Consider the following 12748-nt stretch of genomic DNA (forward strand, 5'->3'; position numbering starts at 1 on the left):
CAGACCGATGAGCACTCAAAACACCACCCTCAGGGGCCTTGGCTATGCGTTTCTGGGCTTTGCTGTCTTTGCCAGCCACGATGCGCTGATCAAGGTGCTGGGCGGAACCTATTCGGTGATGCAAATCATCTTTTTCGCCACGCTGTTTTCCTTTGTGCCGATGGCCGTGACAATCCTGACAGACCGCTCTACCGGCAACTTCCTTCCGCACCATCCCTGGCTGGTCCTGCTGCGGTCGGGGTTGATGGTCACAGGCATGTCCTGCGCATTTTATTCCTTTTCGGTCCTGCCTTTGGCCGAGGTATATTCACTCCTGTTCTCTTTCCCGCTGATCGTCACGGTCCTGTCGATCCCCATATTGGGCGAGGTGGTCCGCGCCCAGCGTTGGGCCGCGGTTGGCGTGGGCCTGATCGGCGTGTTGATCGTTCTGCGCCCGGGTACCACGGACATCACGCTAGGCCATCTGGCGGCGCTGACGGCCGCGTTCTGCAGCGCTTTCGCGTCAGTTTTGGTCCGTAAGATCGGCAATGAGGAACGCTCGGCCGTTCTGATCCTTTATCCGATGCTGCTGGCCATAGTGGTCATGAGCATCGCGCAACCGGCCGTTTATCAGCCTCCGTCCTTGTTGCATCTGGCCATGATGGCACTGGTCGGAGTATTTTCTGTCATTGCCCAACACCTGATTATTCTGGCTTATCGTGCCGCGCCAGCGGGGGTCATCGCCCCCAGCCAATACAGCCAGATCATCTGGGCCACGATCTTTGGCATGGCGTTTTTCGGCGAAAAGCCAGACGGCTGGGTTGCCGTCGGCGCCAGCATCATCATCGCATCTGGTGTCTTCGTCGTCTGGCGCGAGAGCCGGTCGAACACCACCTCAGCCAACACCCCGGTTCTGCGGGTTCGCTCACCGCGTTCGGATACAGGGGCGACGCGACCAGGAGAATGACCCCTGCCTTTACGGCTCTTTGCATCTGATCCTGAGACCACCATTTTCGCCGCTCTTTTCAAACCGGTCTATGGCACGCACCAGATCGCTCAGCCTTTTGTGGCCATAAGAGCGGGAATCAAAATCCGGATACATCTTACCCAGCTGACTTCCGACAATCCCAAGGCTGGTCCAGCCGTCCGGCTCATTGGTATTCTGAACGACATTGCGAATAAGCTGATAGGCATGGTTCAGCTCTTGCTTTGGCTTTGGGCTTTCGGACTTTTTGGCCTGTGGGTTATGTGCCGCTGGCTTCTCAATATTATCAATATAGATGAACCGATTGCACGCTGCCACAAAGGCCTTGGGGGCTTTGCGTTCTCCTATTCCGAACACATCCAACCCCTGCTCGCGTATCCGACTGGCAAGGCGCGTGAAGTCGCTGTCTGACGAGACCAACACAAAGCCGCTGAACCGACCCGAATGTAGAATATCCATGGCATCAATGACCAAGGCAATGTCGCTGGAGTTCTTGCCGGATGTGTTGGCGAATTGCTGATGCGGAACGATGGCGTATTCGGCCAGAGATTTGGCCTCCCATCCCTGCGGTGATCCGTTCGAGAAATCCCCGTATATCCGCCTTAAACCAGCCTCACCGAGCGTGGCAATTTCTTCGAAAATCTCTGCTGCATGTTTTGCAGAGACATTGTCCGCATCGATCAGAACCGCCAGACGGTCTGTCTTTCCTGTCGTCACCTGAAATCCTCAACCTTAAATTTAATTCATAGTGAGGAATGTAAGACCCAAAAAGGGCGAGCAAAAGCCCGCCCTCGGAAACTATTTCGGTTTTCTCAGTAAACCACAACCGAGCGGATGCTTTCGCCCTTATGCATCAGGTCGAACCCATGGTTGATGTCGTCCAGGCCCATGGTGTGGGTGATCATCGGGTCGATCTCGATCTTACCTTCCATGTACCAATCGACGATCTTGGGCACATCCGTGCGGCCACGGGCGCCGCCAAAGGCCGTACCGCGCCAGGAACGACCAGTGACCAGCTGGAACGGGCGGGTCGAGATCTCGGCCCCTGCAGGTGCCACGCCGATGATGATCGATTCACCCCAGCCCTTATGGGCAGATTCCAGCGCCGTGCGCATCACGCCAACATTGCCGGTGGCGTCAAAGGTGTAATCCGCGCCGCCTTTGGTCAGGTTGACCAGATAGGGCACCAGATCGCCTTCAACCTCAGCCGGGTTGACGAAATCGGTCATACCGAACCGGGTGGCCATTTCCACCTTGGAGGGGTTCAGGTCGACGCCGACGATCTGGTCGGCGCCTGCCAATCGTAGACCTTGAATGACGTTCAAACCGATGCCACCCAGACCAAACACAATCGCACGGCTTCCGATTTCAACTTTGGCGGTGTTGATCACCGCGCCGATGCCGGTGGTCACACCACAACCGATATAGCAGATCTTGTCGAAGGGCGCGTCCGGGCGCACTTTGGCAAGCGCGATTTCCGGCAGGACCGTGTGGTTGGCAAAGGTCGAGCAGCCCATGTAATGCAGGATTGGATCACCATCCAGCGTCGAGAACCGAGAGGTGCCATCGGGCATCAACCCTTGGCCCTGCGTCGAACGGATCGCCTGACACAGGTTGGTTTTGGGATGCAGGCAGTATTCACATTCGCGACACTCGGGGGTGTAAAGCGGGATCACATGATCGCCCGGCTTCAGGCTGGTCACGCCCGGGCCGACCTCGACCACCACACCTGCGCCTTCATGGCCCAGAATGGCGGGGAACAGGCCTTCGGGGTCTGCACCCGACAGGGTGAATTCGTCGGTGTGGCAAATGCCGGTCGCCTTGATCTCGACCAGAACCTCGCCCGCCTTGGGGCCTTCGAGGTTCACATCCATCACTTCCAAAGGTTTGCCGGCCTGAACGGCAACGGCGGCACGGGTGCGCATGATGTACTTCTCCCAGTCAAATTTGGCCTGACCCTGCGTTAAATGCAGGGTTTTTTCAACTGCGCTTTGATGGCAGCAATGCTAAATATTTGATATTACGGAAACGACATTGCCAGAAAGAGGAGCGCCAATGCGCCGTTTGACCCCTGTTTTGATTTTGCTGGTCGCATGTACGGAGTCGCCCGCTCCTGAGGACGCGCCACTGCCACTTGAACCCACCCCGGTAGATTTGGCTTTTTGCAGAGGAGAGCCATTTGCCGATGCGATTGGCAAGCCTGTATCGACTATTCAGTCGCAATTACCCGAACGGTCGCGCGTTTTAGGCCCAGATGACATCGCCACACAGGATTATCGCATCGACCGGTTGAACGTCTTTGTGGACGGCTCGGGGATCATACAGAATCTGAACTGCGGTTAAGCCTGGCAGAAGCTCAAAACCCCAATGTTAGGGCCTATCTTCCGCGATATATCACCCAATCCGGCAAATAGCCCACAAGGCGGATCAGCCATGAAAACGGCGCTGGGAAGTCTGTGCGGAATCTGTGGCGGGACATTGCCCGAACCACATGCTGGGCCGCGCCCTGAGGCGTCATCAGCATCGGCATCCTGAAACTGTTCTTTTCGGTCAGGCGAGTCTTGATGAAGCCGGGATTTACGATCCGAACCGTGACGCCCGAACCCGCCAGATCATGCCGCATGGTTTCTGCCAGTGAAATCAAAGCCGCCTTGCTGGCACCATACCCGACTGCAGATGGCAGGCCATGATAGCCGGACAGCGACCCGATCAGCGTGATCTCCCCCTGCCCGGCCTTAACAAACCCAGGGAGTATTTCGCCCAGAACCCGCAAAGCGCCCTGAAAATTAACATCGGACATCCGAAGAGCGGCCTCGGTGTTCCACTCGGTGCTGCGCATCGGGTCATAAGCCCCGGCATTATAGATAAGGCCATCCACCTTTCCGGCAGCGGAAGCGGCACGTCGAACAGAGTCTAAATCGGCGACATCGCAACGAATGGCTTTTGAATTTGGCAGAATGCTGCAGATTTCATCCAGGCGTTTCGCGTTTCGCGCCGACAGGATCACCCGGGCGCCGCGATTGCTTAGAGCCTGCGCCAATGCACGACCCAGACCTTCGCTTGCGCCGACTATCCAATAAGTTTTCCCGTCAAAGCTGTTCATGCCGACCATTTCTGAATTGTGTTATTTCAATACGGTTACACGGCCAGTTTGGATCACCTTCGGTTGCTCGCGGTGAGGCCGCTAAATTGCAGCCGCACCTGAAAAACCCCTGTCTTGAATGATCCAATCCTGCTCCTACTGCGTATTCATTATCAAAACGTCACGTAACGAGGCTATCATGTTCGACGAAACCCAAAGGGGCAGGAAAAAAATCGCCATAGTTGGCGCAGGCATTTCAGGCCTTTCAGCGGCTTATTATCTTTCCGAAAACAATGACGTGACACTCTTTGAGGCTGAACCCAGGCTTGGCGGGCATGCCCGCACGGTCACGGCGGGAAAAAATGGCGATCAGCCCGTCGATACCGGTTTTATCGTCTTCAACTATGCCACCTACCCTTACCTGACACGGTTGTTCGATACGCTGAACGTGCCTGTCGAAAAATCCGAGATGAGCTTTGGTGCGACCATCGACAACGGGCGCATCGAATACGGGCTGAACAACCTGCGCACTCTTACGGCGCAGAAACGCAATCTTGCGCGGCCGGCCTATTACAAGATGATCGCCGACATCCTGCGTTTTGGCAGAGAGGCCCCGGACGCAGCCAAGGACGATGACACAACCATCGGAGAGCTGGTTGATCAGCTGCGGTTGGGGCACTGGTTTCGGCACAATTACCTGATGCCCATGTGCGGGGCGATCTGGTCGACCCCGGTTGAATTTGTGGATCAATTCCCGGCGCGGTCGCTGGTGCAGTTCTTTCGCAATCACGCTCTGCTGGCCAATGGCCGCGCCAATCAGCACCAATGGTACACGGTCAAGGGCGGCAGCATTGAATATGTCCGCCGGATTGACGCCACCCTGCGTGCCCGCGGGGCCGAAATACGTCTGGCCAGCCCCGTTCAGAGGGTTCAGCGCAATGAGATAGGCGTGACCGTTCACAGCCAAGGCCAGTCGGATCAGTATGATGAGATCATTCTGGCCACCCACTCGGATCAATCCCTTGCCATTCTGGGCCAGGATGCCACCCCAGCCGAAGCAGCCGCGCTTGGCGCGATCCAGTATCAGCCCAACACGGCCATCCTGCATTGCGATCCGTCGCAGATGCCCAAACGCCGGGCCTGCTGGTCCAGCTGGACCTATCGCTCGCAGGCCGGGAATGTCGGGGTGACCTATTGGATGAACCGGCTGCAGAATATTCCCGACAGTGACCCGCTGTTTGTGACGCTGAACGCCTCATCCGAGATCGCCGGCGACAAGATCTATGATAAGGTCGAATTCGCCCATCCGGTTTTTGACAAGGCCGCACTTTGGGCACAGGGGCAAATCCGCGAGATGCAGGGACAGAACCGCACCTGGTTTGCGGGCGCCTATAACCGGCACGGGTTTCACGAAGACGGGATTGCCAGCGCCATGCATGTCGTCGAGCGGATCACTGGCGGCCCGCAAACCATCGGAGCAGACAATGGCACCCCCGAACAGATCGCGGCCATACCTGTTGCGGCCGATATTTGAGCTGTTGCGCCAGGCCATTCTGGCGCTGGCGATGGTGCTGCCCTGCGGTTTAGCGGCGTCACCTTTGGCTGAACGGTTGGGCGATCCAAAAGTTCTGGGCAGCTCTACGTTCCGGTTTCTGGGTTTGCCGGTTTACGATGCCAGGCTTTATACGCCCGGCGGCGCACCGTTTAACTGGAATCAAGAGTTTGGGCTGAAACTGACATACCGCAAATCCATCGCGCAGAAGGCTCTGATAAAGTCGACGCTTGACGAAATGGTGCGACAGGGCAACCCGCCTCCAACCGCCGATCAGTTGCAGGCCTGTTTTCAGGCCGTCAGCAAAGGCGACAGCTATTTGGCAATCTCGAAGGGGCCGGACAAGATCGGGTTCTGGCGCAATGGCAGCAGAACCTGCACCTTGTCGAGCCCGGGCATCACGCGCGCATTCATGTCGATCTTTCTTGGCAGCAACACCAGATCGGCCAACTTTACCCGGCAGTTGAAGGGTCAGTGATGCTGTATCCCCGGGTCAGTCTCTATGCGTTGATGCTCGCCGCTGCAGGCATCCCGCTTTACATTCACCTGCCGCGTTTTGCGGCGGTCAATCTGGGCATTGGCCTTGGGGTGATCGGCGCCGTCCTGTTGCTGATCCGTTTGGTTGACCTTGTGCAGGATCCCCTGATTGGCTGGGCGATTGACCGGTGGCCTGGTGGCCAGCTTTTGTTTGCTGCCCTCGCCGCACTTGGGCTGGCGGTTGGCTTCCCGCTGCTGTTCACTCTGTCTGAGGGCGCGTCCGTTGCCAGTTTGGTGGCCATCCTTATCCTGCTGTTTTCAGCCTACAGCCTGGGAACCATCCTGCTCTATGGCCGCAGCGCCACGTTGGCCAAAACGCCCACCCCGTCCGAGCTGATGACACTCGCCGCCTATCGCGAGGGCGGGCAGCTAACCGGCGTGATACTTGCCGCAAGTGCCCCCGCGCTGTTTGTCGCCTTTGGCGCGCAGGCGCAGGGCTATCCTGCGTTCGGGCTGTTTTTGGGCCTCATCGCCATTCTGACCTTTGTCCTGACGGCCCCGATCTGGCGACGCGCGCCGATAACCGGACAAGCCCTGACCTTTTCCGGGCTCGGCGATGCCGGTGCGATGCGCCTGCTGGTTCTTGCGCTGATCAACAGCTTGCCGGTCGCCATCACCTCTACCCTGTTTCTGTTTTTTGTCGAAGACCGGCTGCAACTGCCAGGCATGGCAGGACCGCTGTTGATCTTGTTCTTCCTCAGCGCGGGGGCAAGCGTGCCCCTTTGGGCGCGGCTCAGCAATCGGATTGGCCCGAAACAGACCCTAATGATCGCCATGCCGCTGTCGATTGCGGCCTTTGTCAGCGCCGCGACGCTGTCAACCGGCAGCCTAGCCGGGTTCGCCCTGATCTGCGTTGCGTCTGGCGCCGCACTTGGGGCGGATATGGTAGTGCTGCCGGCCATGTTCTCGGTCGCTCTGACACGCGCAGGTCTGAACGCATCCGCCGCATTCGGCATCTGGTCATTCGCGGGCAAGCTGGGGCTGGCCCTGGCGGCCTTTTTCACCCTTCCATTGCTGGAACGCAGCGGATTCACTCCGGGACAGGCAAATTCAGCCGAGGCGCTGCGAACGCTCAACCTCGCCTATGCCATTTTGCCGTGCATCCTGAAACTCGGCGCGTTTGGAATGGTCCTGACGCTGCCAACTGAGGTCTCAGCCAAATGAAACTACTTGCTATAGCCCTGCTCATCATCTTCGCCCTGTCCATCGCAAAAGGGCGCTATCTCAGCTTTCGGGCCCAATCGCCTGAGGATTACAGCGGCACCGGCCCCGCGTTTAAGATGACGGAAAACCTGAACGGGGAGATCCTGTCCGAAGGGCTGATCTATGGCCCCGACGGTAAGATGTCGAACAGCTTTGTCGCCCGTATGGTCGGGGAATGGGACGGCAACACAGGCACCCTGACTGAGAATTTCACCTATTCCAACGGCAAGAAGATGGCCCGCAAATGGTATCTGACTCTGGGCACAGGAAACACATTCATTGCGACAGCAGATGACATCGTGGGCGAAGGGCGCGGCACGGTCTCGGGCTCGACCGTAAAGCTGACCTACAAGATCATCTTGCCTGAGGACGCAGGGGGGCACACGCTGGACGTGACCGACTGGATGTACCTGACGGAAAGTGGCGTGATCATGAACCGATCCGAGATGCGAAAGTTCGGCATCAAAGTCGCCGAGCTGATAGCCACCATGCGCCCGGCGCCCTCCACCAAATCAACCTATCTGGACCGGGCGAATGGCCATGACACCGCCGCTGAAACACGGGTGCTGCAATGAAACCACGTCGTCTTGTCATCGCGGGCCTTGCTGTTCTGGGGCTGACCGTTCTGGCTGCCTGCTCTGCGAAACCCCGAACCCCCAAGACCTTTTTGTCCGATCGGCAGTTGAACCTGGAAGAGTTCTTTGAGGGTCAGACTGTGGCCTATGGTCAATTTCAGGATGTTCTGGGCAATGTGCCACGCCGGTTCACTGTTGATATCAATGGCACATGGGATGGCGAGACGCTGACCCTGATCGAGGATTTCGTCTATGACGACGGCGCAACCGAGCAGCGCGCCTGGACCCTGACCAAAACCGGCGAGGATACCTGGACCGGCACAGCCCCCGGCGTGCTGGGCACCGCCAGCGGGATCGAGCGTGGTGACACGTTCAACTGGACCTACAAGATCGACCTGCCCGTCAAGGACGGGACCATGCGGGTCGATTTCGATGACTGGATGTGGCTGCTGAGCGATGACCGGCTGCTGAACCGGGCCTATGTCTCGCGCTATGGCATCCGGCTGGGTGAGGTCATCCTGTTCTTTGAAAAGCCATCACTTGCAAATGAAAATCCGAAACTACACTAATTTGCTCAAATCAGTGCAAGCTGGTTTGCTGTTCGTTAGGTGCGTACTGACGGTGGTTTTTGATTGCCTGTTTGGTGAATTTTAGCTCTCTTTGAGACGGTTTTTGAAGCAGCGAGAAAGCGTCAAGTGTGGTCAGCAAAGAGAGTATTTTTGAAACGATGCAGAAAATCGTCCAGTTGGACAGCTATAGGGATGAAGACCTCATAAACAATGCTGCCAAGGGTTTTCTTGAGTGGGACCGTGTAGGGTATGTTGCTTCAGCTCAAATCTTACCTGAAGGGATGTGGCTGTATCGCGCGCGGCGTATGTCTTGGAACGAGTGCGCAAAATTGTCCGATATTGGCCCCCCACCTGCCAAATATGCTAAAGTCGGCAGAGCAAATTCGGATGGTCAAAGTGTCTTCTATTCCTGCGATGCAATCGAACCATTATTTCATGAGTTGGGGGCAATTGAGAAAGGCGACGAGTTTGTCGTAGCCAGTTGGAAAGTTGTTAAACAAGTTATTACAGCGAATATTGGTTATGGTGTTCTCGATGTTTATCAATCTCTTGGATCAAACCCGCCAAACATATCGGAAAAGTCAGATTTGCCCGATCAGGACGATGTTATCCAAAGAGGCATTGCTTTGGTGTTTGCCCACTGCACAGATTACGAGGCTACCCAACAAATCGCTCGTCTGCACCTCGGTCCTATTTCTAAGGAGCCGGAGACACGTCGGCATGTACCCGGTTTTGAGAAGATGAACGGCATTTCCTATCCAACAGTAAGGATGAAGGGTTTGGGGCATAACTATGCTCTGGAACTCGAAACAGCTAGTGACAGTTTGGAACTAGTAAGCCTTAGATCTTACGAGGTTTCAGAAACGACGGATTCCCTTGCACTAACGATCCAAAATTCTGCGGATGAAATACTCAATGATAAGATAAGTTGGAAACCCGGTGAGCACAGGTTCATACTAAACGAACAAGCGCGTGCTGCAGATTTCGTTGCACATCCAGGTGAAGACGAGTTTGGCTGGTATACCAGAGGGGACAAGGGACAAAAGCTACACTGGTGCGCGACACTTTCTAATGGCGAAAAGTTGAGACCGACTATTGGGCCGGTCGAGCATACCCGATCGTGCCAAGGCGAACCGTAGTCAGGTTGTCAGCGATCGCTTCAGCAAACCAAGTACCGAACCTCACGGAATCGACCATTGGTTTCTCCTGCAAGCCTGAGCAGTGAAACACTAAAGTAGATTCGCCCGATCAGATCAGACAGGAAAAGGGCGGACCCGAAAGCCCGCCCTTAGATCAATCTGGTTCAGATCAGCTTAGAAGTTGAACTGAGCACCAAAGTCGGCACGGATCTTGCCGTCGTCGTCGCCGTCTTTGATCTCGCCAACTGCACCACGCAGCGATACACCGCCGCCCAGGTCATAGATGGCGCCAACACCAATGTTGCGGGTGTCGTCGTCAGCCGAACCGTCACCGTAAACCAGCTGCAGCGTGGTTGCCGCACCCAGATCATAGGCGACCGAGAAACCATAAGCGGTGCCATCTTCGGCGTCGTTGTTGACGTCATCGTCAGCCACGAACAGGGTGCCGTAGAAATCGCCCAGTTCTGCACCAAGGGTCAGAACAGTCAGGCTTTCCTTGTCAACGCCTGCGCCTTCATCAGTTTCACCATATGCCAGCGAGGCTGTGAAGTTGTTGAAGGTGTAAGATGCGCTTACGTCCCAGCGATCACGGTCGTCAGTGATGCCTGCGCCCAGGAATTTTGTGTCCTGGTCATAGGATGCCGAGAATGCCAGATCGCCAACGGTGTAGCGGAAGAACACAGCATTCGCGCCCGTGCCGGTTGAGCTGTATTCCAGGAAGGAATAGTTCACGCCCGAATACTGACCCAGGAATTCTTCCAGGCCCGGCTCGGTACCGAAGTAGTCATCCAGGTTGTCGAACGAACCCGAAACGTTACCGGCGTCAACACGCAGGCCGCCATAGATAACCGAGAAACGGGCGCCATTCAGGCCAGCTTCGTTCTGCTCGCCGGTGCTTGAATCGTCATCCGCCTGCAGACGAACACGGCCCTGGAATTCAACGCCGCCATCTGTTTCGGCACTGGCGTCGATGTTCAGACGAAAACGCGACACCAAAATGGTATCGTCGGTCGAGGCGTTGTTTGAATTGACCGCACCAGACGCGGTCGTTGTGGTGGTGGTTGCTGAACGGTCTTCTTCATAGCCCAGACCAAAGCGGCCATAGCCGCTGAATTTGACTTCCGCGGCAGCAACACTGGCGGTTGCAATCAGCGCGGTCGATGCGATGAGTACGTTTTTCATGGTTAATCCATAAGTTTTGAGAGGAGTAGTGCCACCGAAGCGGCGGCTAAATTCGTCGAATAATTTCAACATGGGCACAATAGCGAGACGGGATTTTCCACGCCCTCTGCCTGCAACGGTGTTGCCACTTTGCACCGGGCAAAAAGGCCGCAGGGCGCAGATATTCAAGCTTTTCGAGCACTTTGTTCGCCCATTGGAAACGTTACAAAAATTTGAACGCAAAAAAGCCAGACCACCTCTTTAAACCGGGAATTATTGACAGGTCGCATGATTCAGGGATTCTCGGTCCCTAGCCCTGTTGTGACTGCAGCCCAATTTCAGGTGAGTCGCAATCTGAGAGTCCGCGTTCCGGGTATTGCCTCGTCCAAGACCACGCCCATTCAGACGGCATAATGCCCAGCCGCGCCTCGGGTCGGATGCGATCCTGCTACGGCACCATATGCTAGTTGCTGCTATAGAAAAATGACAGGCTGCGGCTGACACCGCCAGGGGGCAACGGGAAAGGCGACGCCGCGCGAACCTGCGCCTTGGCAGCACGGTCGACTTCGGGGGATCCAGAGCTGTCGACCACATCGACAAAGGCCAAGGTTCCATCCGGGTTGATCTGAAAAAAGACCTGAGCGAAACCGCGCGCCGAAACATAGACCAAAGGCGCCCGGTTCAGATGCATGAGCACACGGCCAGCATAGTTGGTTTTGCTGGAATTGCCTGGCCCCCTTCCCCCTGAACCGGCACTGGTGTTGCCGCGTGTGAACGGGTCAATCCCCGCGCGTTTGTACTGCGACAGCGGGGATTCGACTTCTTTCTCAGGGAACCGCAGATCACTGAAATCGTTGGAGCCCGGCAAGACGCCCTGCGGTTTGGAACTAGGCCGTTGATCCGGTAGCTTCGGACGCACCGAAGAAGTCAGTGCCGTCTCTGTCTCTTCTTCCGCCTCAGGTTCGGGTTCGACAAGTGGGATGTCGACCTCGGGCGTCTCAGCTATCAGCGGTATCTCTGGAACCGGTGATGGTTCGGGCGTTGGAACCTCGGTCAAGGCCGGGTCAAGCGCTGCCTGTTCTTCGGCTTGCGCCGGGCTGGCTTCGGGCTCTCCCTCCGGTGTTTCGGCCTGTTCACTGGGTTCGGCCAGAGGCGTGGCATCCGTGTCTTGGCTGGCGGCCTCATTCGTCTCCGAAGGTGTCTCAGACGTGGTTTCCGACGGCTCAACCGTTTCCGTCACCACCGGGCGCACGATTTCGGACTTGCCCAGATCGGGTGAAGGGACCTGCTGAGGGTTATCAGAGGCGACCAATGCTTCGCTGACCGGCACTTCTTCGGGTTCGGGTGCCGGTTCGGGCTCCAGCGGCTCTTCCGGTTCCGGTTCGGATTCGGGGGCGGGCTCGGGCTCAACCGGGTCCGCAACGACATCGGCAATCTCTTCGAACTCATTGCCCAGCGCGATGGCATCGGCCGGGCCTGCGGGTTCTGCGGTTTCCGTCAGATGGGGCGCTGTCACGCTCAACCCGCCTAAGTGAATCAACAGCGACACCAGCACCGCAATAGTCGCAATGACAACCGAGCGTCTGATCATTCCAGCGCCTTTTCGGTCACGACAAAGACCGACGTCGCCCCCAACCGCCGCAGAGTCCCCGTCACCTCGATCAGCCGGTGGCCCGGTGCATCCCGGTCGGGCACGATCCGCACCGGCGCGGGGTCGCGGCCGGTCATATAGGCTTCGGGGGTCATCGGCTGGCCCCGAAAGCTGAGCAATCCGTTCTTGTGCAGAACCAACGCGTCGGGGGGCTCACTGCCCTCCAGTTCTGACGTATCAACAAGCTGCAGATCCGGATCCAGCGGCGGCGCTATCGTTCCGGTGATCAAAAAGAAGATCAGCATCAGAAACACGACATTGATCAAAGCAATGGTCGAATCGCGTTTGCGGCGGGGTCGAATATTGCGGATCATC

Annotated in this window: 14 protein-coding genes; 8 read left to right on the top strand and 6 right to left on the bottom strand. The window is 56.9% G+C overall.

From position 1 onward, the window contains the following. Positions 1-7 precede the first annotated feature (7 nt). Positions 8-946 (top strand): DMT family transporter, encoded by a 939-nt coding sequence (locus AC2FHX_RS15135; RefSeq protein WP_496690284.1) that lies wholly within the window; start codon positions 8-10, stop codon positions 944-946. A 9-nt stretch (positions 947-955) separates the two neighbouring features. Here AC2FHX_RS15135 and AC2FHX_RS15140 read toward each other — a convergent pair whose 3' ends face one another. Together AC2FHX_RS15140 and AC2FHX_RS15145 are read right to left on the bottom strand one after the other, a co-directional pair. Continuing rightward, on the bottom strand, positions 956-1681 hold the full coding sequence (locus tag AC2FHX_RS15140; RefSeq protein WP_496692811.1) for an NYN domain-containing protein: 726 nt from the start codon (positions 1679-1681) through the stop codon (positions 956-958). A 95-nt stretch (positions 1682-1776) separates the two neighbouring features. Then, positions 1777-2889, bottom strand: a complete 1113-nt coding sequence (locus AC2FHX_RS15145) for an S-(hydroxymethyl)glutathione dehydrogenase/class III alcohol dehydrogenase (protein ID WP_496694302.1) — start codon at positions 2887-2889, stop codon at positions 1777-1779. A gap of 130 nt (positions 2890-3019) precedes the next feature. Between AC2FHX_RS15145 and AC2FHX_RS15150 the strand changes: the two genes are divergently transcribed. Continuing rightward, a complete protein-coding gene (locus tag AC2FHX_RS15150; RefSeq protein ID WP_496702465.1) occupies positions 3020-3307 on the top strand; it encodes an I78 family peptidase inhibitor in 288 nt (95 codons plus the stop codon). Positions 3308-3341: 34 nt separating this feature from the next. On the opposite strand, the gene AC2FHX_RS15155 is transcribed toward AC2FHX_RS15150, so the two are convergent. Beyond that, positions 3342-4067, bottom strand: coding sequence for an SDR family NAD(P)-dependent oxidoreductase (locus tag AC2FHX_RS15155; RefSeq protein ID WP_142638532.1), 726 nt, complete (start codon positions 4065-4067; stop codon positions 3342-3344). Between the two features lie 178 nt (positions 4068-4245). On the opposite strand from AC2FHX_RS15155, the gene AC2FHX_RS15160 reads away from it, so the two are divergent. The 6 genes from AC2FHX_RS15160 (at position 4246) to AC2FHX_RS15185 (ending at position 9621) form a co-directional block, all read left to right on the top strand. Then, positions 4246-5580 (top strand): NAD(P)/FAD-dependent oxidoreductase, encoded by a 1335-nt coding sequence (locus tag AC2FHX_RS15160; protein WP_496702463.1) that lies wholly within the window; start codon positions 4246-4248, stop codon positions 5578-5580. After that, a complete protein-coding gene (locus tag AC2FHX_RS15165) occupies positions 5531-6076 on the top strand; it encodes a hypothetical protein (RefSeq protein WP_496702461.1) in 546 nt (181 codons plus the stop codon). The genes AC2FHX_RS15160 and AC2FHX_RS15165 overlap by 50 nt, the downstream gene beginning before the upstream one ends. Continuing rightward, positions 6076-7299, top strand: coding sequence for an MFS transporter (locus tag AC2FHX_RS15170; protein ID WP_496702459.1), 1224 nt, complete (start codon positions 6076-6078; stop codon positions 7297-7299). The genes AC2FHX_RS15165 and AC2FHX_RS15170 overlap by 1 nt, the downstream gene beginning before the upstream one ends. After that, the gene (locus AC2FHX_RS15175) at positions 7296-7913 is read left to right on the top strand and encodes a DUF3833 domain-containing protein (protein ID WP_281995739.1); all 618 of its coding nucleotides are present in this window, start codon (positions 7296-7298) and stop codon (positions 7911-7913) included. The genes AC2FHX_RS15170 and AC2FHX_RS15175 overlap by 4 nt, the downstream gene beginning before the upstream one ends. Then, complete coding sequence (locus AC2FHX_RS15180) at positions 7910-8482, top strand: DUF3833 domain-containing protein (RefSeq protein ID WP_496678476.1); 573 nt, start codon at positions 7910-7912, stop codon at positions 8480-8482. The genes AC2FHX_RS15175 and AC2FHX_RS15180 overlap by 4 nt, the downstream gene beginning before the upstream one ends. 128 nt (positions 8483-8610) lie before the next feature. Further along, entirely contained in the window at positions 8611-9621 is a 1011-nt protein-coding gene (locus AC2FHX_RS15185; protein ID WP_496678478.1) for a hypothetical protein, read from the top strand. Between the two features lie 174 nt (positions 9622-9795). Here the strand turns inward: AC2FHX_RS15185 and AC2FHX_RS15190 are convergent, their stop codons facing one another. The 3 genes from AC2FHX_RS15190 to AC2FHX_RS15200 form a co-directional block, all read right to left on the bottom strand. Beyond that, entirely contained in the window at positions 9796-10803 is a 1008-nt protein-coding gene (locus tag AC2FHX_RS15190) for a porin (protein WP_496678480.1), read from the bottom strand. A 442-nt stretch (positions 10804-11245) separates the two neighbouring features. Next, a complete protein-coding gene (locus tag AC2FHX_RS15195; RefSeq protein WP_496702456.1) occupies positions 11246-12373 on the bottom strand; it encodes an energy transducer TonB family protein in 1128 nt (375 codons plus the stop codon). After that, positions 12370-12747, bottom strand: coding sequence for an ExbD/TolR family protein (locus AC2FHX_RS15200; RefSeq protein ID WP_271951792.1), 378 nt, complete (start codon positions 12745-12747; stop codon positions 12370-12372). Before AC2FHX_RS15200 ends, AC2FHX_RS15195 begins: the two co-directional genes overlap by 4 nt. Between the last annotated feature and the right edge of the window lies 1 nt (position 12748).

Source organism: Ruegeria sp. CDSC042, from assembly GCF_059610745.1.